This window comes from Burkholderia sp. LAS2, assembly GCF_018417615.1.
GTDB classification, from domain to species: Bacteria; Pseudomonadota; Gammaproteobacteria; order Burkholderiales; family Burkholderiaceae; genus Burkholderia; species Burkholderia sola.
In genome coordinates this window covers 108712-127153 of sequence record NZ_CP071052.1, presented here as the reverse complement: position 1 = coordinate 127153, position 18442 = coordinate 108712, and the positions used below count along the sequence as shown (strand labels likewise).

Annotated in this window: 15 protein-coding genes; 12 read left to right on the top strand and 3 right to left on the bottom strand. The window is 68.3% G+C overall.

What is annotated here, in order from left to right; genetic code table 11:
- The first annotated feature begins 9 nt into the window (after positions 1 to 9).
- From JYG37_RS00615 to JYG37_RS00580, 8 genes are all read left to right on the top strand, one after another.
- The gene (locus JYG37_RS00615) at positions 10 to 1218 is read left to right on the top strand and encodes an acyl-CoA dehydrogenase family protein (RefSeq protein ID WP_209926658.1); all 1209 of its coding nucleotides are present in this window, start codon (positions 10 to 12) and stop codon (positions 1216 to 1218) included.
- A 13-nt stretch (positions 1219 to 1231) separates the two neighbouring features.
- Positions 1232 to 2377, top strand: a complete 1146-nt coding sequence (locus JYG37_RS00610; RefSeq protein WP_213345794.1) for an acyl-CoA dehydrogenase family protein — start codon at positions 1232 to 1234, stop codon at positions 2375 to 2377.
- Between the two features lie 30 nt (positions 2378 to 2407).
- Positions 2408 to 3613, top strand: coding sequence for a CaiB/BaiF CoA transferase family protein (locus JYG37_RS00605; protein WP_213345793.1), 1206 nt, complete (start codon positions 2408 to 2410; stop codon positions 3611 to 3613).
- Between the two features lie 95 nt (positions 3614 to 3708).
- Positions 3709 to 4014 (top strand): DUF485 domain-containing protein, encoded by a 306-nt coding sequence (locus JYG37_RS00600; RefSeq protein WP_014895931.1) that lies wholly within the window; start codon positions 3709 to 3711, stop codon positions 4012 to 4014.
- An 11-nt stretch (positions 4015 to 4025) separates the two neighbouring features.
- Positions 4026 to 5720, top strand: a complete 1695-nt coding sequence (locus JYG37_RS00595; RefSeq protein ID WP_050014739.1) for a cation acetate symporter — start codon at positions 4026 to 4028, stop codon at positions 5718 to 5720.
- A gap of 353 nt (positions 5721 to 6073) precedes the next feature.
- Positions 6074 to 7366: a dicarboxylate/amino acid:cation symporter gene (locus JYG37_RS00590; protein ID WP_050014741.1), complete on the top strand. Its 1293-nt coding sequence runs from the start codon at positions 6074 to 6076 to the stop codon at positions 7364 to 7366.
- Positions 7367 to 7370: 4 nt separating this feature from the next.
- Complete coding sequence (locus JYG37_RS00585) at positions 7371 to 9380, top strand: sensor histidine kinase (protein ID WP_050014743.1); 2010 nt, start codon at positions 7371 to 7373, stop codon at positions 9378 to 9380.
- A 97-nt stretch (positions 9381 to 9477) separates the two neighbouring features.
- Positions 9478 to 10830 (top strand): sigma-54-dependent transcriptional regulator, encoded by a 1353-nt coding sequence (locus JYG37_RS00580; RefSeq protein ID WP_050014744.1) that lies wholly within the window; start codon positions 9478 to 9480, stop codon positions 10828 to 10830.
- Positions 10831 to 10909: 79 nt separating this feature from the next.
- Here the strand turns inward: JYG37_RS00580 and JYG37_RS00575 are convergent, their stop codons facing one another.
- On the bottom strand, positions 10910 to 11446 hold the full coding sequence (locus JYG37_RS00575; RefSeq protein ID WP_050014745.1) for a peroxiredoxin family protein: 537 nt from the start codon (positions 11444 to 11446) through the stop codon (positions 10910 to 10912).
- Between the two features lie 157 nt (positions 11447 to 11603).
- Here JYG37_RS00575 and JYG37_RS00570 point away from each other — a divergent pair, with 157 nt between their 5' ends.
- Complete coding sequence (locus JYG37_RS00570) at positions 11604 to 12176, top strand: hypothetical protein (RefSeq protein WP_050014746.1); 573 nt, start codon at positions 11604 to 11606, stop codon at positions 12174 to 12176.
- A 333-nt stretch (positions 12177 to 12509) separates the two neighbouring features.
- Here the strand turns inward: JYG37_RS00570 and JYG37_RS00565 are convergent, their stop codons facing one another.
- On the bottom strand, positions 12510 to 14114 hold the full coding sequence (locus tag JYG37_RS00565; RefSeq protein ID WP_050014747.1) for a YifB family Mg chelatase-like AAA ATPase: 1605 nt from the start codon (positions 14112 to 14114) through the stop codon (positions 12510 to 12512).
- A 272-nt stretch (positions 14115 to 14386) separates the two neighbouring features.
- Positions 14387 to 14638, bottom strand: a complete 252-nt coding sequence (locus JYG37_RS00560; RefSeq protein ID WP_050014749.1) for an accessory factor UbiK family protein — start codon at positions 14636 to 14638, stop codon at positions 14387 to 14389.
- A gap of 356 nt (positions 14639 to 14994) precedes the next feature.
- Between JYG37_RS00560 and JYG37_RS00555 the strand changes: the two genes are divergently transcribed.
- From JYG37_RS00555 to gshA, 3 genes are all read left to right on the top strand, one after another.
- Positions 14995 to 15333 carry a P-II family nitrogen regulator gene (locus JYG37_RS00555; protein ID WP_006398175.1) on the top strand — a complete coding sequence of 113 codons (339 nt, stop codon included), beginning with the start codon at positions 14995 to 14997 and terminating at the stop codon, positions 15331 to 15333.
- 37 nt (positions 15334 to 15370) lie between these two features.
- Entirely contained in the window at positions 15371 to 16894 is a 1524-nt protein-coding gene (locus JYG37_RS00550) for an ammonium transporter (RefSeq protein WP_050014755.1), read from the top strand.
- A 243-nt stretch (positions 16895 to 17137) separates the two neighbouring features.
- Positions 17138 to 18427, top strand: a complete 1290-nt coding sequence (gene gshA, locus JYG37_RS00545; protein WP_050014757.1) for a glutamate--cysteine ligase — start codon at positions 17138 to 17140, stop codon at positions 18425 to 18427.
- Positions 18428 to 18442: the final 15 nt, after the last annotated feature.

Here is an 18442-nt window from a genome sequence, read left to right as displayed (position 1 = left end):
GGACCCACGATGGACCTTAATTTCACTCCCGAAGAGGAAGCGTTCCGCACGGAAGTGCAGCGCTTCCTGCAAGCCGAACTGCCGGAGCGCATCGCGCGCAAGGTGAAGGGCGGCCTGCACCTGACGCGCGACGACATGCGCGAATGGCATGCGATCCTCAACGCGCGCGGCTGGCTCGCGAGTCACTGGCCGCGCGAATACGGCGGCCCCGGCTGGAGCGTCGCGCAGAAGTTCCTGTTCGACAACGAATGCGCGCTCGCCGGTGCGCCGCGCATCGTGCCGTTCGGCGTGAACATGCTCGGCCCCGTGCTGATCAAGTACGGCAGCGAAGCGCAGAAGCGCCACTGGCTGCCGCGCATCCTCGACGGTACCGACTGGTGGTGCCAGGGCTATTCGGAGCCGGGCGCCGGTTCCGACCTCGCGGCGGTGAAGACGAGCGCGGTGCGGGGTGTGGACGCGCAGGGCGATCACTACGTCGTGAACGGCCAGAAGACATGGACCACGCTCGGCCACTACGCGAACATGATCTTCTGCCTCGTGCGCACCGCGACCGACGTGCGCAAGCAGGAAGGCATCAGCTTCCTGCTGATCGACATGAACACGCCGGGCGTCGAAGTGCGCCCGATCATCACGCTCGACGGCGAGCACGAGGTGAACGAGGTGTTCTTCACCGACGTGCGCGTGCCCGTGGAGAACCTCGTCGGCGAAGAGAACCGCGGCTGGACCTACGCGAAATACCTGCTCACGTACGAGCGCACCAACATCGCCGGGATCGGCTTCTCGACCGCGGCCCTCGACCGGCTGCGCGCGGTCGCCGCGAAGGTCACGAAGAACGGCCGGCCGCTCGCCGACGATCCGTTCTTCGCGGCACGCGTCGCGCGCGTCGAGATCGAGCTCGAAAACATGCGCACGACCAACCTGCGCGTGCTGGCCGCGGTCGCGGGCGGCGGCGTGCCGGGAGCGGAAAGTTCGATGCTGAAGATCCGCGGCACGCAGATCCGCCAGGAGATCACCGCGCTGATGCGCCGCGCGATGGGGCCGTACGCGCAGCCGTTCGTCGACGACGCGCTCGACGCTGATTATGCCGGCGAACCGGTCGGCCCCGATGAAGCCGCGAGCGCCGCGCAGCAGTATTTCAACAACCGCAAGCTGTCGATCTTCGGCGGCTCGAACGAGATCCAGAAGAACATCATCGCGAAGATGATGCTCGGGCTGTAAGAGGGACGCGACGATGGATTTCCAGCACACAGAAGACCGCCGGATGCTGGCGGACACGTTGAACCGCTTCATCGCCGAACAGTACGCGTTCCCGGTGCGCGACCGCATCGCGCAGTCGGCCGAAGGCTTCGACCGCGCGACGTGGCAGCGCTTCGCCGAACTCGGCACGGTCGGCGCGCTGTTTGCCGAAGCCGACGGCGGCTTCGGCGGCGCGGGCTTCGACATCGCCGTGGTGTTCGAATGCCTCGGACGCGGGCTCGTCGTCGAGCCGTTCCTCGGCGCGCTGCTCGCGGGCCGTGCGCTGGCGCTCGCCGGCGGCGATGCGCATCGCGAGCGGCTCGCCGCGCTGATCGACGGCAGCGCGAGCGCCGCATTCGCGCACGACGAACCGGGCTCGCACTACGAACTGACGACGGTGCGCACGCGCGCCGAACGGTCGGGCGACGGCTGGGTGCTGACGGGCGCGAAGGGCGTCGTCGACCAGGCCGCGCAGGCGGCGTTCTTCGTCGTCAGCGCGCGCGTGTCGGGCAACGACGACGACGCGGCCGGCATCGGCCTGTTCGTCGTGCCGGCCGATGCGCCGGGCGTGTCGCTGCGCGATTACAGGAAGATCGACGGCGGTCGCGCGGCCGAAGTGCGCTTCGAGCGTGTCGCGCTGCCGGCCGATGCCGCGCTCGGCGCGCCGGATGCACTCGACGGCGAAGCGGGCGCCGAACTGCTCGAACGCGTGCTCGGCTACGGGCTGCTCGCGCTGTCGGCGGAAGCGCTCGGCGCGATGGACGTCGCAAAGGCGCACACGCTCGACTACCTGCGCACGCGCAAGCAGTTCGGATTGCCGATCGGCAGCTTCCAGGCGCTGCAGCACCGGATGGCCGACCTGCTGCTCGAAGTCGAGCAGGCGCGCTCGGCGGTGATCAACGCGGCCGCGCAGCTCGATGCGCCGCGCGCGGTGCGCGAGCGCGCGCTCTCGGCGGCGAAATACAGCATCGGCCGGATCGGCACGCTGGTCGCGGAAGAAAGCATCCAGTTGCATGGCGGGATCGGGATGACGTGGGAGCTGCCGCTGTCGCATTACGCGAAGCGTCTCGTGATGATCGATCATCAGCTCGGCGACGAGGATCACCACCTCGCGCGCTACATCGCGCTGTCGAAACAATAAGCGCGGAAAACGCGAATGGAGGAGACGACGATGACGAACGACACGCGCGCGCTGCCGCTGGCCGGCGTGAAGGTGCTCGATTTCTCGCGCGTGCTCGCGGGCCCGTGGTGCGCGATGGTGCTCGCCGATTTCGGCGCGGAAGTGATCAAGGTCGAGCATCCGGCGCGCGGCGACGATACGCGCGACTGGGGGCTGCGGATCGGCGACACCGAGACCACCTATTTCAACAGCGTGAATCGCAGCAAGCGGTCGATCTGCGTCGACCTGCAGACGGAAGCCGGCCAGCGCATCGCGCGCGGGCTGGCCGCGCAGGCGGACGTGGTGCTCCACAACTTCAAGTGCGGCGGCGCGGAGAAGCTCGGGCTCGGCTACGACGCGCTGGCCGAACTGAATCCGCGGCTCGTGCATTGCGCGATCTCCGGCTACGACCGCTCGGGCCCGGAGGCCGCGCGGCCCGGCTACGACCTCGTCGTGCAGGGCGAGGCCGGGCTGATGGCGCTGAACGGCGAGGCTGGCCAGCCGCCGCTGAAGTTCGGCGTCGCGGCGGTCGACCTGTTCACCGGCATGTATTCGGCGCAGGCGATCCTCGCCGCGTTGTACGAGCGCCACGCGACCGGGCGCGGCCGGCGCATCGAGATGGCGCTGTTCGACTGCGGGCTGATGATCACCGCGTACTACGGGCTCGACGCGCTGCTGATGGGTGAGGACCCGCCCCGCTACGGCAACGCGCATCCGTCGATCGTGCCGTACGGTGTGTTCGAGGCGGCCGACGGCCCGCTCGTGATCACGGTCGGCAACAACACGCAGTTCGCGCGTTTCTGCGATGCGATCGGGCGGCCCGATCTCGCCGCGGACGAACGCTACAGGACCAACCTTGGCCGCTCGGAGAATCGTGCCGGCCTGCTGCCCGAGATTCGCGGCGAACTCGCGCGCCGCTCGCGCGCGACGCTGCTGGCGGCGCTCGCCGAGGCGGGCATTCCGTGCGGCGAAGTGCTCGGATTGCACGAAGCGCTGACGTCCGAACGCGCGACCCGCGCCGGGCTCGTCACGCGGCAGCCGCATCCGGTCGCGGGCGGCGTCGACGTGCTCGCGCCGCCGTACCGCTTCGACGGCGCGCGGCTGCCGGTGCGCGGTGCGCCGCCGGTGCTTGGCGCGGATACGGACGCGGTGCTCGGCGGCTGGCTCGGGATGTCGGCGGAGGACGTCGCGCGGCTGCGGGCGGATCGCGTCGTGTAGATCGCTTGTTCCGCCGCGGCGCGGGCGGTGAGTCGACGCGCGCCGACCATGCCACGCAACACCGCTCGCCATGACGAGCCGGAAATGGAGACACCATGGAGCTTTCCGTCATCGAATCGGTCACGGCGCGCCGCGACTACCAGCAGCTCGTGCGGGCCCGGCGCCGCTTCAGCTTCACGCTGACGGCGCTGATGATCGCCACGTACTACGGCTTCATCCTGCTCGTCGCGCTCGCGCCGCACGTGCTCGCCGCGCCGCTGTACCGCGGCGCGACGACGACGGTCGGGATCGCCGCGGGCGTCGCGATCATCCTGGTCGCGATCGGCCTGACCGCGTGCTACGTGCTGCGCGCGAACCGTGCGTTCGACCGCCGCGTCGACGCGATCCTGCAACGTTCGTGACGGAGCCCGACATGCGATGCATTTCGAGCGCGCCCGGCGCGCTGGCCATCCTCGTTTCCCTCGTTTCCTCCACCGCCCATGCGACCGGCGTTGCCGGCCCGATGCCCGACAAGGTCGAGCTGAACCCCGTCGCGATCGGGATGTTCTTCGCGTTCGTGTTCGCGACGCTCGCGCTCACGCGCTGGGCCGCGCGCCGCACGCGCTCGACGCGCGACTTCTACACGGCCGGCGGCGGCATCACCGGGTTGCAGAACGGGCTCGCGATCGCCGGCGACTACATGTCGGCCGCGTCGTTCCTCGGGCTGTCCGGCATGGTATTCATGTTCGGCTTCGACGGGCTGATCTACTCGATCGGCTTCCTGGTCGGCTGGCCGTTCGTGATGTTCCTGATCGCCGAACCGCTGCGCAACCTCGGCAAGTTCACGTTCGTCGACGTCGTCGCGTACCGCTTCGCGCAGCGGCCGATCCGGCTGCTGACCTCGGCGAACGCGCTGACGATCGTCGTGCTGTACCTGGTCGTGCAGATGGTCGGCGCGGGCAAGCTGATCCAGCTGCTGTTCGGGCTGTCGTACGGCACGGCCGAGCTGATCGTCGGCGTGCTGATGGTCGTCTACGTGTTCTTCGGCGGGATGACCGCGACCACCTGGGTGCAGGTGATCAAGGCCGTGCTGCTGCTGTGCGGCGCGACGCTGCTCGCATTGCTCGCGCTCGGCGAATTCGGCTTCAGCATCGACGCGATGTTCCGTCGCGCGGTGGCCGTGCATCCGGGCGCGCTGTCGATCATGGGGCCCGGCAAGCTGATCCGCGACCCGGCCAACGCGCTGTCGCTCGGCATCGCGCTGATGTTCGGCACGGCCGGCTTCCCGCACATCCTGATGCGCTTCTTCACGGTGCCGAACGCGAGGGAGGCGCGCAAGTCGGTGCTCTACGCGACCGGATTCATCGGCTACTTCTACCTGCTGACCTTCGTGATCGGCTTCTCCGCGATCGTGCTGCTCGCGCAGCATCCGGAATTCTTCCGGCTCGGCGCGAACGGCACGTTCAACCTGACGCACGACCTGCTCGGCGGCTCGAACATGGTCGCGGTGAAGCTCGCGCAGGCGGTGGGCGGCAACTGGTTCTACGGGTTCATCGCGGCCGTCACGTTCGCGACGATCCTCGCGGTGGTCGCGGGGCTGACGCTCGCCGGCGCGACGACGATCTCGCACGACCTGTATGCGCAGATGTGGGCGCGCGGCAAGCCCGACGAACGGCTCGAGATGCGCATCTCTCGCGCGGCGACGATCGGGCTGTCGGCCATTGCGATCGCGCTGTCGATCCTGTTCGAGCACGTGAACGTCGCGTTCATGGTCGGGCTCGTCGCGGCGGTGGCCGCGAGCGCCAATTTCCCGGTGCTCGCGATGTCGATCTTCTGGCGCGGGATGACCACGCGCGGCGCGGTGCTCGGCGGCGGCCTCGGCCTCGTGTCGGCGGTCGCGCTCACGGTGCTGTCGAAGTCGGTGTGGGTCGACGTGCTGCACCATGCGCATGCGCCGGTGTTCCTCGACAACCCGGCGCTGGTGTCGGTGCCGCTCGCGTTCGTCGGGATCGTGGTCGGCTCGCTCGCGGATCGCGGCGAACGCGCACGCCGCGAGCGCGACGCGTTCGCTCGGCAGGAGTTCTATGCGCAGACGGGCGTGCTCGCGAGCCGCGCCGTCCACCATTGATTCATCCGATGAAACGATGCATCCGTCCGGATCGCCGGACGGATATTTTCCGGAAATCCGGAATACCGGATTTCCTTGCCTGCCGCATTATGGGAAATACAATGAAAACAACGGCTTGAGGGGTTCCGGAAACCTGGCATCGACCTTGCGATATAAAGCGCACGGCCATCCCCCGGCCGAACTACTACAGCAAGCAAGGAGACAACCGATGACCACTGCCTTCCTCCCCCTCGGGATGTCCTGAGGCATCGCTTGTTGCGGCACGGCAGCCGCGCGGGCGAGTGACTCCCCTGACATTCGTCCGCGCGCGTGACGCCGTTTCCATCGGCTCATCTACTTCAGCAGGAACCATCGTGAAGAAGAAACCCTTCTACAAAGTGCTCTATGTGCAGGTGATCTTCGCCATCATCGTCGGCGTGATCCTCGGCCACTACTACCCGGCGCTCGCCACCGACATGAAGCCGCTCGGCGACGGCTTCATCAAGCTGATCAAGATGGTGATCGGTCCGATCATCTTCTGTACGGTCGTCACCGGCATCGCCGGCATGGAGGACATGAAGAAGGTGGGCCGCGTCGGCGGCAAGGCGCTGCTGTACTTCGAGATCGTGTCGACCTTCGCGCTGCTGCTCGGCCTCGCGGCCACGCACATCCTGCGTCCGGGCGTCGGCTTCAACATCGATCCGGCGACGCTCGACGGCAAGGCCGTCGCGTCGTACGCGGCGAAGGCGCACGGGCAGTCGACGGTCGACTTCCTGATGCACATCATCCCGAACACGATGGTCGACGCGTTCGCGCAGGGTGAAATCCTGCAGATCCTGCTGATCGCGCTGCTGTTCGGCAGCGTGCTCGCGCACCTCGGCGAGCGCGGCAAGGTCGTGACCGACTTCATCGACGGCCTGACGCGCGTGCTGTTCGGCATCGTGCACATCGTCACGAAGCTGGCCCCGATCGGCGCGTTCGGCGCGATGGCGTTCACGATCGGCAAGTACGGTGTCGGCTCGCTGGTGCCGCTGCTCAAGCTGATCGGCACGTTCTACCTGACGTCGGTCGTGTTCGTGCTGGTCGTGCTCGGCGGGATCGCGCGCGCCACCGGCTTCTCGATCATTCGCTTCGTGTCGTACATCAAGGAAGAGCTGCTGATCGTGCTCGGCACGAGCTCGTCGGAAGCCGCACTGCCGCAGCTGATGGAAAAGCTCGAGAAGGCCGGCTGCTCGCGTTCGGTCGTCGGCCTCGTCGTGCCCACCGGTTATTCGTTCAACCTCGACGGCACCAACATCTACATGACGATGGCCGTGCTGTTCATCGCGCAGGCGACCAACATCGAGCTGACGTGGATGCAGCAGCTCACGCTGCTGGCCGTCGCGATGCTCACGTCGAAGGGCGCGAGCGGCGTGACGGGGGCGGGCTTCATCACGCTCGCCGCGACGCTGGCCGTCGTGCCGACGATCCCGCTGTCGGGCATGGTGCTGATCCTCGGCATCGACCGCTTCATGAGCGAATGCCGTGCGCTGACCAACATCGTCGGCAACGGCGTGGCGACCGTCGTCGTGTCGGCATGGGAGAAGGAGCTCGACCGCAACAAGCTGCGCCAGGCGCTGAAGGGCGGCGGCGAAGTCGCGCCGACCGAGAAGACGGCCGGCGTCTGACCCGATGAACGAGCAGGCGGCGGCACCGCCCGCCGGCCGTGCGGCCCGCGGCGGCCGGGGTATCGATGCGCAGGCCTATGACACAATAGGCGATCCGCATCGCCAGGAAGCCTCGACCGTGACGCGCCGCCTGCTCATCCTCGTCGTGCTCGCCGCCGCGCTCGTCGCGGCATGCGCGCTCACGTGGGCGATCACCTGGCAGCGCGGCGTCGCCGAGCTGCAGCGCAATGCCGCGGTGCGCGTCGATCGCACCACCAACGCGCTCAAGAGCACGCTCGACCGCTACGAATCGCTGCCTTATCTGCTCGGCAGCCATCCGTACGTGCAGGATCTGCTCGCCGAGCCGAAGCGCGGCGACTACACCGCCCGCGTCAACCGCTATCTCGAAGACCTCAACGAACACGCGCACGCGACCGTCACCTACGTGATCGGCGCGGACGGCCTGTGCGTCGCCGCCAGCAACTGGCGCGCGCCCGACAGCTTCGTCGGGATCGAATACCGTTTCCGCCCGTATTTCCTCGACGCGATGAACGGCCGGGTCGGCCGCTTCTTCGGGATCGGCACGATCTCGCGCGATCCCGGCTACTACATCTCGCAGCCCGTGTGGCACGACGGCAAGATCGCGGGCGTCGTCGTCGTGAAGCTCAACCTCGAATGGTTCCAGGGCGCCGATGCGTCCGAGCCGCTCGTCGTCGTGGACGATCACGGTGTCGTGTTCCTGTCGTCGGTGCCCGCGTGGAAGTACCATACGCTGCGCCCGCTCACGGGGCCTGTGGCCGCATCGATCTACGAAACGCGCCAGTACGCGCAGCAACCGGTCACGCCGCTGCCGCTGCGCGTCGAGCAGACGCTCGGCGCCGATGCGGAAATCGTGCGCCTGGGCGCCGGCCGGCGCGCGCCGCGCTTTCTCGCCAGCAAGCGTCGGATCGGCGAGCCCGACTGGCAGCTCGTCACGCTCGCGCCGATCGCGCCGATCGATGCCGATGCGCGCAACGCGACGATCGTCACCGGCTTCGGCTTCGTGTCGGTCGCGCTGCTCGCGTTCTACTGGCGGATGCGCCGCGCCCGCGTGCGCGAGATGATCCGCGGCCGTGCGCTGCTGCAACAGGCGTACGCGGAGCTGAACCGGCGCGTCGAGGAGCGTACGGCCGATTTGTCTGAAGCGAACGAGCAGTTGCAGAAGGAAGTCGGCGACCGGATCCGCGCGGAGCAGGAGCTGCGCGCCGCGCACGACGAACTGATCCAGGCGAGCAAGCTCGCCGCGCTCGGCCAGATGGCGGCCGGCATCACGCATGAACTGAACCAGCCGCTCGCGGCGCTGCGCAGCTTCTCGGACAACACGCGCGTGCTGCTCGATCGCGGCGAACAGGCCGCCGCGCGCGAGAATCTCGAGGCGATCGCCGCGCTCACCGAGCGGATGGGCAAGATCACGAACCAGTTGAAGCTGTTCGTCGGCCGCGCGAAGCCGCGCAACGAGCAGGCGCTCGTCGTGCGCGCGCTGCGCAGCGTGCTGTCGCTGCTCGACGAGCGCCTGCGCGGCGTCGCGCTCACGCTGACGCTGCAGGACGCGACCGTGTCGCCCGCGCAGGACGCGTCGCTCGATCTGGCGCGCGACTATCCGGAACTCGTCGCGCGCTGCGAGGACCTGCGCCTCGAACAGGTGCTGATCAACCTGCTCGGCAACGCGCTCGACGCGGTCGCCGGCGTCGCGGCGCCGGCCATCGAGGTGACGATCGCGGTGTCGGCCGCGACGCTCGCGGTCGAGGTGCGCGACAACGGCTCCGGCATCGCGCCCGATCTGCTGCCGCGCCTGTTCGAGCCGTTCTTCACGACCAAGGAAATGGGGCGCGGGCTCGGGCTGGGCCTTGCGATCTCGTCGTCGATCGCGAGCGACGCGGGCGGCGCGCTGACCGCACGCAACGCCCCGTCGGGCGGCGCGCTGTTCGTCTTGACGCTGCGTCGCGCCCGCACGCATCATCCGGACTCCGTGTCCGAGCCGGCGGGCTCGCATTAGCGCGAGCCCGCCGTAGGCCGCAGACCCGGTCGGCGAACGACCGGCATCAACGAGCGCCGCGCGCGAGCGCTGCGCCTGTCAGGAGCAAGTGACCAAGATGGCCAACCGGCTGCAAGTGATCTATATCGAGGACGATGCGCTCGTGCGCCGGGCGAGCGTGCAGAGCCTTCAACTGGCGGGCTTCGACGTCGCCGGCTTCGAATCGGCCGAGGCGGCCGAGAAGGCGATCGTCGCGGGTACCGCCGGCGCGATCGTCAGCGACATCCGGCTGCCCGGCGCGAGCGGGCTCGACGTGCTCGCGCAGTGCCGCGAGCGCGTGCCGGACGTGCCGGTGATCCTCGTCACCGGGCACGGCGACATCTCGATGGCCGTGCAGGCGATGCGCGACGGCGCGTACGACTTCATCGAAAAGCCGTTCGCGGCCGAGCGCCTGATCGAGACGGTGCGCCGTGCGCTCGAACGCCGCGAGCTCGTGCTCGAGAACCACGCGCTGCGGCGCGAGCTGGCTGGACAGAACGTCGTCGCGCCGCGCATCATCGGCCGCAGCCCCGCGATCGAGCAGGTGCGCAAGCTGATCGCGAACGTCGCGCCGACCGACGCGTCGGTGCTGATCAACGGCGACACGGGCGCCGGCAAGGAGCTGATCGCGCGCAGCCTGCACGAGCTGTCGCCGCGCCACGACAAGCCGTTCATTGCGGTGAATTGCGGCGCGCTGCCCGAGCCGATGTTCGAATCGGAGATGTTCGGCTACGAGCCCGGTGCGTTTACCGGCGCCGCGAAGCGGCGCGTCGGCAAGCTCGAATACGCGTCCGGCGGCACGCTGTTCCTCGACGAAATCGAAAGCATGCCGCTCGCGCTGCAGGTGAAGCTCTTGCGCGTGCTGCAGGACGGCGTGCTCGAGCGGCTCGGCTCGAACCAGCCGATCCGCGTGAACTGCCGCGTGGTCGCAGCCGCGAAGGGCGACATGAGCGAGCTCGTCGCGGCCGGCACGTTCCGGCGCGACCTGCTGTACCGGCTCAACGTCGTGACGATCGCGCTGCCGCCGCTCGCCGAGCGCCGCGAGGACATCGTGCCGCTGTTCGAGCACTTCATGCTCGATGCGGCCGTGCGCTACGGGCGGCCCGCGCCGGTGCTCACCGACCGGCAGCGCGCGAGCCTGATGCAGCGCGACTGGCCGGGCAACGTGCGCGAGCTGCGCAACGCGGCCGACCGCTTCGTGCTCGGCGTGGCCGACATGCCGCCGGAAACGGGCGCCGGCGACGACGCCGACAACGACCAGACGCTGAAGGAGCGCATCGAGCAGTTCGAGCGCGCGGTGATCGCCGAGGCGCTGAACCAGACGGGCGGCGCGGTCGCCGCGACGGCCGACCGGCTGCATGTGGGCAAGGCGACGCTGTACGAGAAGATGAAGCGCTACGGGCTGTCGGCGAAAGGCGAAACCGAGCGCTGAAAAGCAAACGGACCGCAGTGCGGTCCGTTTCGCGGAGCAGGGCGCGGCGTGCGGCCCTGCGAGTCCTGTCGTGCGGCGCTCAGGCCGCGTTGCCGTCGAGCGCCTTCTTGAGCAGCGCGTCGAGTTCCGCGAATTGCGGCGCGCCGACGTAGCGCTTCAGGATCTTGCCGTCCTTGTCGACGACGAAGGTCGTCGGCGTGAGCTGCACGTTGCCGAACTGCTTCGCGACGCTGCCGTCGTCGAGCGCGACCTTGAACGGCAACTGACGCGTCTGCGCGTAGTTCGCGACGTACATCGGCGGATCGTAGTTCATCGCGACCGCGACGAATTCGAGCCCCTGACCCTTGAAGCGATTGTAGGTATCGACCATCTGCGGCATTTCCTGCATGCAGGTCGCGCAGCTCGTCGCCCAGAAGTTCACGAGATAGACCTTGCCTTTCAGGTCGCCGCCGGTCGAGACCTTCTGGCCCGACAGCAGCGTGAAGGTCGCGTCCGGCACGCTGGACTTGCCGTTGAACGCGAAGAAGCCGGCGACGGCGATCGCCGCGACGACGGCGGCCGCGACGAGGTAGCGAACGGGGCCGGTGCTGCGGCGGGCGGGAGGCGTGGTGTTCATCTTGGTGCTCTCGGGGTCGATGACGCGGATCGATGCAAAGGACGTCGAAATTCGGCGCTTATTTTAGCGCGAATGCGGCGTGTGCATCGGCGGCGGCCGCGCATCCCCGTTTCAGGTTCGGTGGATAATCGCCGTTTTGCCTGCCGCGATCCATGCCATGCCGAAGGACGTCACCGATTCGTTGCGCCCCCTTTTTCGCCCGCTGCGGCACTTCGCCGCGCTCGCCTGCGTGAGCGCCGCGCTGGCCGCGTGCTCGCCGTCGTACGACTGGCGCACGCTGCACAACGACGCCGGCTACACGATCGACCTGCCGGCGAAGCCGACCGTCGAGGAGCAGCCGGTCGCGCTCGGCGGCAAGTCGATGCCGATGCGGATGCAGGCCGCGCACGTCGACGGCGCGGTATTCGCGGTCGGCACGCTGACGTTGCCGGACGATCGCGACGACACACGGCGCGCGGCGCTCGACTTCCTGCGCGCGGGACTGTCGCGCAACCTCGAAGGCACGCCGCAGACGGCGTCGGTGCCGGTGCCGCTCGCAGCCGGCGGCGCGGTGAACGGGCTCGAACTGCGCATCGCGGGCGCGGCCGCCGGCGGCGATCGCGCGCGCAAGACGATCGTCGCGCGGCTTGCCGTGCGCGGCCGGCACGCGTACCAGGCCGTCGTGATCGCCGACGGGCCGCTCGCGCAGGAGCAGCTCGACCAGTTTTTCGGCTCGTTCAAACTCGATTGACGGTGGCCGGCGAGGGCGCTCAGACACGCGGTGACAACTGAAAGTTCATTCGCAGCTTTCGACGCTAATCGCCGGATTTTGCGAGAGTTTTTCGACTATCCACAGCGCATGTGGATAACTTTGTTGAAAAGTCGCGCGTATTTCCCGCAAAGCCGCGCCGGACGGCCTTCCGGCTCGTTTGGTCGCCCGTTCGACGTTTGAGAAAAATCAATTAAAACAACAGGATACGAATTCGGTCCGGCAAAGGCCGCGGCGAGCCGCGATCCGGGGCCGGATGAGTGGAATTGTGTATAAGTCAAGTCTTGACAGCCTGATTTTGTCCTCCTCGCGCGCTCACAGTGCCGTCAGCGCACGCCGGTAGCGAATCGCCTCGGCGATCTGCGCGGCCGTCGGCAGCGGGTCGCCGGCCAGGTCGGCGATCGTCCGAGCGACTTTCAGCACGCGGAAATACGCGCGCGCCGACCAGCCGAAGCGCTCGCCGGCCTCGCGCAGCAGCCGCTCGCCCTCGTCGGTCGGCCGGCACAGGTCGTCGGTTTCGCGGCCGCTCAGCATGTGATTCGTCTTGCCCTGCCGCTCGAGTTGCAGCGCCCGCGCCTGTGCGACGCGGGCGGCGACCGCCGCGCTCGGCTCGCCGGGCGCCGTCGCGCGGGTCGCGAGTTCGGCCGGCGACAGCGCGGGCAGGTCGATCTGGATGTCGATGCGGTCGAGCAGCGGCCCCGACAGCTTGCGCAGATAGCGCGCGGCCACGTCCGGCGAGCAGCGGCAGCGCCCGGACGGATCGCCGTGCCAGCCGCACGGGCACGGGTTCATCGCGGCGATCAGCTGGCACGCGGCAGGGAAGTCGGCCTGCTGCGCCGCGCGCGAGATCGTGATGCGGCCGGCTTCGAGCGGCTCACGCAGCATTTCCAGCACGTGCCGGTCGAATTCCGGCAGTTCGTCGAGAAACAGTACGCCGAGGTGCGCGAGCGTGATTTCGCCCGGCTGCGGCGGATTGCGGCCGCCCACCAACGCGGCGGCGCTCGACGAGTGATGCGGCGAACGGAACGGCCGGCGGCGCCACTGCGCGGGCGAGAAGCCGAGCCGGCTCGCGGACAGCAGCGCGGCCGAGGTCAGCGCCTCGTCATCGGTCAGCGGCGGCAGCAGCCCGGCGAGGCGCGCGGCCAGCATCGACTTGCCGGCCCCGGGTGGGCCGACCATCAGCATGTGATGCCCGCCCGCGGCCGCGACTTCCAGCGCACGCCGCGCGCCGCGCTGGCCGACGACGTCCGCGAGGTCGGGCGCGGCGGGCGCCGGCAGGCCGTCGAGACAGGGCGCCGCGACCGGCGTGAGCCGTCCGTCCGGCGCATCGGCGAGGTGCGCGCACAGCGCGGGCAGGTCGCGCGCACCGAATACGGTCACGCCCGGCACGAGCGCGGCCTCGGCGGCGCTGTCGAGCGGCAGGTACAGCTCGGGCGGACGCGATGCCGCGACGGAATCGCGCGGTGCGCCGGCATTCAGGCCCGCGCCGCCGACGACGCCCGCGCCGCATGCGTCCGCCCGCCAGTCCCGCGCGGCGCCGCACGCCATCGCGAACGCGCCGCGCATCGGCCGCAGCGCGCCGGTCAGCGACAGCTCGCCCGCGAATTCGCGGCCGGCCAGCGCGTCGGCCGGGATCTGGCCGTTCGCGGCGAGGATGCCGAGCGCGATCGGCAGGTCGAAGCGGCCGGATTCCTTCGGCAGGTCGGCCGGCGCGAGATTGACGGTGATACGGCGCACCGGGAATTCGAATCCGCAGTTCTGCAGCGCGGCGCGTACGCGCTCGCGGCTTTCGCGGACTTCGAGATCGGGCAGCCCGACGATCGAGAACGACGGCAACCCGTTGGCGAGATGGACTTCGACGGTGACGTCCGGCGCGCGGCCGGAAGCGGGCGCGCGACTGCGCACCACGGCGAGCGACATGGCGAGGCTCCTGCATGACAGGCGGCGACGGCCGTTCGGGGCCGCATGCCGCGGGAATCGGAGAAATCGGTGCGCGCTTGCCGGCGTGGCGCGGGGAAAGAACGAGGTGTTGCGAACGACGAACAGCGATGGACTGCGAAGAGCGATGGACTACGAAGAGCGGAGGGTGCAGCGAAGAACGACGGACGACGAAGCGGGGCGGAACGGCTTCGGGTGGCGGGCGCAGGCCGCACGACGCGGCCCGCGCCCGGACCTTGCGGCCGGGTGGGGCGTCAGGCCTGCGGGGCGGCGAGCCTCTGCTCGAGTTCCGCGACGCGCTTTTCGAGTTCCTCGAGCCGCACGCGGGTGCGGGCGAGCACCTGTGCTTGGGTGTCGAATTCCTCGCGCGTGACGAGGTCGAGCTTCGAGAAGCCTTGCGACAGCATGGCCTTCACGTTGCGCTCGACGTCCTTGGCCGGCGAGTTTTTCAGCAAATCGCTGACGCGCGACTGCAGATCGTTGAAAACGTCGCTGGGTTGCTTCATGTGATTCCCCTTCCTTGCACAAAAAATGTGCATCTTCAGTTGCGTACGTGCCCATGATGCACGCATGACCGGAAATGGTGCGCGCGGGGCGCGAATTCCGGGCATGGCGCCCGCATGGGTGAATGGCCCGGCGATCCGGGACGTGCGTGCACTCTAGCAACGATCCTTTCGCCGCGCCAGCAAACCGGCCGATGTTGGCCATTCGGCCGGGCTTCGGCGCCTTACACCGCGGGATATGACCCCGTTCCGGAGCCCTTCGAGACGGTGTTCGGGCCAACATGGCATGCGAGTTGCTGAGAAGAGTCCGTTACAACATTCCAACTCTATTCGACGGGACAACCCAGCGAGAGGACTTCATGAAACTCATTACCGCAATCATCAAGCCGTTCAAGCTCGATGAGACGCGCGAGGCGCTGTCGGCGCTTGGCGTCTCCGGCATCACGGTGACGGAGGTGAAAGGGTTCGGGCGCCAGAAGGGGCATACCGAGCTGTACCGCGGCGCCGAATACGTGGTCGATTTCCTGCCGAAGATGAAGATCGAGGCGGCCGTGTCCGACGATCTCGTCGACCAGGCGGTGGAAGCGATCGAGCGGGCCGCGCGCACGGGCAAGATCGGCGACGGCAAGATCTTCGTCACGCCGATCGAACAAGTGATCCGGATTCGCACCGGGGAGACAGGCGCGGACGCGCTGTAACAGAACAGACAAGACAAGCGACAAGAGGAAACCCAAGATGCGCAAACTTCTGATGTCCCTGCTGATGGCCGGCTCGCTGATCGCGGCCGGCGTCGGTTCCGCGCTCGCGGACGACGCGGCGTCCGCCGCGGCTGGTTCCACCGCGGCTGCTTCGGCACCCGCCGCCACGGCTTCCGACGCATCGGCTGCCGCAGCCCCGGCCGCTTCTGCGCCGGCCGCCGACGCATCCGCCACCGCCGCTGCCGCACCGGCTTCGGGCGCGACCGACGCATCGGCTGCCGCCGCCGCGTCCGCGCCGGCCGCCCCGGCTGCGCCCACCGCCCCGTTCTCGGTCGATTCGTCGAAGATCAGCGCGGGCGACACCGCGTGGATGCTGACGTCCACCGCGCTCGTGCTGTTCATGACGATCCCTGGCCTCGCGCTGTTCTACGCGGGCATGGTCCGCAAGAAGAACGTGCTGGCAACCGTGATGCAGAGCTTCGCGATCACCGCGGTGATCACGGTGCTGTGGACGGTGGTCGGCTACAGCCTCGCGTTCACGCCGGGCAACGGCTTCATCGGCGGCCTGTCGCGCGTGTTCCTGCACGGCATGAACTACATCAAGGGCGACAAGGCGACCACGCTGACCGTCAGCCACCTCGCGTCGACGATTCCGGAATCGGTCTACTTCGTCTACCAGATGACGTTCGCGATCATCACGCCGGCGCTGATCTGCGGCGCGTTCGCCGACCGGATGAAGTTCTCGGCGATGCTCGTGTTCATGACGCTCTGGTCGCTGATCGTCTATGTGCCGATCGCGCACATGGTGTGGGAGCCGACCGGCTGGCTGTCGGCCGACGGCGTGCTCGACTTCGCGGGCGGCACGGTGGTGCACATCAACGCCGGTATCGCGGGCCTCGTGTCGTGCCTCGTGCTCGGCAAGCGCGTCGGCTACGGCCGCGAATCGATGGCGCCGCACAACCTGGTGCTGACGATGATCGGCGGCTCGATGCTGTGGGTCGGCTGGTTCGGCTTCAACGCGGGTTCCGCGGTCGCGGCCGACGGCCGTGCCGGCTTCGCGATGCTGACGACGCAAGTCGCCACCGCGTGCGCGGCGCTCGGCTGGATGTTCGCCGAGTGGATCGCCAAGGGCAAGCCGTCGGTGCTCGGCATCGTGTCGGGCGCGGTCGCGGGTCTCGTGGCGATCACGCCGGCAGCCGGCTTCGTCGGCGTACCGGGTGCGCTCGTGATCGGCATCGCGGCGGGCGTGATCTGCTTCTGGTCGGCGACGTGGCTCAAGTCGAAGCTCGGCTACGACGATTCGCTCGACGCGTTCGGCGTGCACGGCATCGGCGGGATTCTCGGCGCACTGCTGACCGGCGTATTCGCGGTCAAGGACATCGGCGGCTTCGACGGCAGCCTGCTGCTGCAGGCGAAGGGCGTGCTGATCACGCTGGTCTACAGCGGCGTGCTGAGCTTCGTGCTGCTGAAGCTGATCGACCTGACGATCGGCCTGCGCGTGACGGAAGAGGAAGAGCGCGAAGGTCTCGACGTGATCCTGCACGGCGAGCACGTGGAATAAGTCACACGAATCCATGGCGGGCCGCCGCGCAGACGGCGCCCGCCCCGAATGAGCGCAGCGACTTCGACCCGCCCACCCGGCGGGTTTTTTTTCTCCTGTCACCCACTGCCGTAGCGGATAACCCTTCACGCTATCGGGTCAATAGCCGAAAACTTCCTCGTAACCCTTGCGAAGCCGGGAACAATCCCCAAATGGGCAAGGCAATTGCTCTACAATCTTCATTCTCCCGCTCGCGAGTGATTCATGGTTCCCCACCTCGTTACCGCGTTGAACGGTCCGCTGCTCGAACTCGAGCAGAAGATCCTCGACGCGACGCCTGCGATCGAACGCTGGTTCAGGCTCGAATGGCAGGAACACACGCCGCCGTTCTATTGTTCGGTGGACCTGCGCAATGCCGGCTTCAAGCTGGCGCCCGTCGACGCGAACCTGTTTCCCGGCGCGTTCAACAATCTGCCGTCCGAAGTGCTGCCGCTCGCCGTGCAGGCCGCGATGGCCGCGATCGAGAAGATCTGCCCGGACGCGAAGAATCTGCTCGTGATTCCCGAGCTCCCGACCCGCAACGCGTTCTACCTGGAAAACGTCGCGCGGCTCGCGACGATCATGCGCCAGGCCGGCCTGCACGTGCGCTTCGGTTCGCTCGACCCCGGCATCACCGACATGACGCCGATCACGCTGGCCGACGGCCAGAAGATCGTGCTCGAACCGCTCGAGCGTTCGCAGCGCCGCCTCGGCCTGAAGAATTTCGATCCGTGCTCGATCCTGCTGAACAACGACCTGTCGGCCGGCATCCCGGCCGTGCTGGAAAACCTGCACGAGCAATATCTGCTGCCGCCGCTGCACGCGGGTTGGGCCGTGCGCCGCAAGTCGACGCACTTCGCGTGCTACGACGACGTCGCGAAGAAGTTCGCGAAGATGGTCGGCGTCGATCCGTGGATGGTGAATCCGTATTTCGCGCACGTGGAAGGCGTCGACTGGCAGGCGCATGAAGGCGAGCAGGCGCTCGCCGACGCGATCGACGGCGTGCTGAAGAAGATCGCGCGCAAGTATCGCGAATACGGGATCAGCGAGAAGCCGTACGTCGTCGTGAAGGCCGACGCGGGCACCGCGGGCCGCGGCGTAATGACCGTGCACGACGCGGCCGAGATCGGCCGCATGACGAAGGCCGAGCGCGCGCAGATGGCCGAATCGAAGGCCGGCCTCGCGGTGCGCGACGTGATCGTGCAGGAAGGCGTCTACACGTTCGAGCGCGTCGGCGACGAAGTGGCCGAGCCGGTTGTGTACATGATCGACCGCTACGTGGTCGGCGGCTTCTACCGCACGCACGGCGGCCGCGAGCGCGACCAGAACCTGAACGCGCCCGGCATGCATTACGTGCCGCTCGGCTTCGAGCACACCGCGCTGCCGGATGCAGGCGCCAAGCCGGGCGCCGCGCCGCCGAACCGTTTCTACATGTATGGCGTGGTCGCGCGGCTGTCGCTGATCGCGTCGTCGATCGAACTGGAAAAGACCGACCCCGAAGCCATCCAGGTGTAACGGACCTTCGCTACG

What these genes read in the sequence shown, in the direction of transcription:
- JYG37_RS00595 (WP_050014739.1), top strand. Translation starts at nt 4,026, where the DNA reads ATGCGATGCATTTCGAGCGCGCCCGGCGCGCTGGCCATCCTCGTTTCC.
- JYG37_RS00550 (WP_050014755.1), top strand. Translation starts at nt 15,371, where the DNA reads ATGCGCAAACTTCTGATGTCCCTGCTGATGGCCGGCTCGCTGATCGCG.
- JYG37_RS00585 (WP_050014743.1), top strand. Translation starts at nt 7,371, where the DNA reads ATGAACGAGCAGGCGGCGGCACCGCCCGCCGGCCGTGCGGCCCGCGGC.
- JYG37_RS00555 (WP_006398175.1), top strand. Translation starts at nt 14,995, where the DNA reads ATGAAACTCATTACCGCAATCATCAAGCCGTTCAAGCTCGATGAGACG.
- JYG37_RS00560 (WP_050014749.1), bottom strand. Translation starts at nt 14,638, where the DNA reads ATGAAGCAACCCAGCGACGTTTTCAACGATCTGCAGTCGCGCGTCAGC.
- JYG37_RS00610 (WP_213345794.1), top strand. Translation starts at nt 1,232, where the DNA reads ATGGATTTCCAGCACACAGAAGACCGCCGGATGCTGGCGGACACGTTG.
- JYG37_RS00565 (WP_050014747.1), bottom strand. Translation starts at nt 14,114, where the DNA reads ATGTCGCTCGCCGTGGTGCGCAGTCGCGCGCCCGCTTCCGGCCGCGCG.
- JYG37_RS00605 (WP_213345793.1), top strand. Translation starts at nt 2,408, where the DNA reads ATGACGAACGACACGCGCGCGCTGCCGCTGGCCGGCGTGAAGGTGCTC.
- gshA (WP_050014757.1), top strand. Translation starts at nt 17,138, where the DNA reads ATGGTTCCCCACCTCGTTACCGCGTTGAACGGTCCGCTGCTCGAACTC.
- JYG37_RS00580 (WP_050014744.1), top strand. Translation starts at nt 9,478, where the DNA reads ATGGCCAACCGGCTGCAAGTGATCTATATCGAGGACGATGCGCTCGTG.
- JYG37_RS00575 (WP_050014745.1), bottom strand. Translation starts at nt 11,446, where the DNA reads ATGAACACCACGCCTCCCGCCCGCCGCAGCACCGGCCCCGTTCGCTAC.
- JYG37_RS00600 (WP_014895931.1), top strand. Translation starts at nt 3,709, where the DNA reads ATGGAGCTTTCCGTCATCGAATCGGTCACGGCGCGCCGCGACTACCAG.
- JYG37_RS00615 (WP_209926658.1), top strand. Translation starts at nt 10, where the DNA reads ATGGACCTTAATTTCACTCCCGAAGAGGAAGCGTTCCGCACGGAAGTG.
- JYG37_RS00570 (WP_050014746.1), top strand. Translation starts at nt 11,604, where the DNA reads ATGCCGAAGGACGTCACCGATTCGTTGCGCCCCCTTTTTCGCCCGCTG.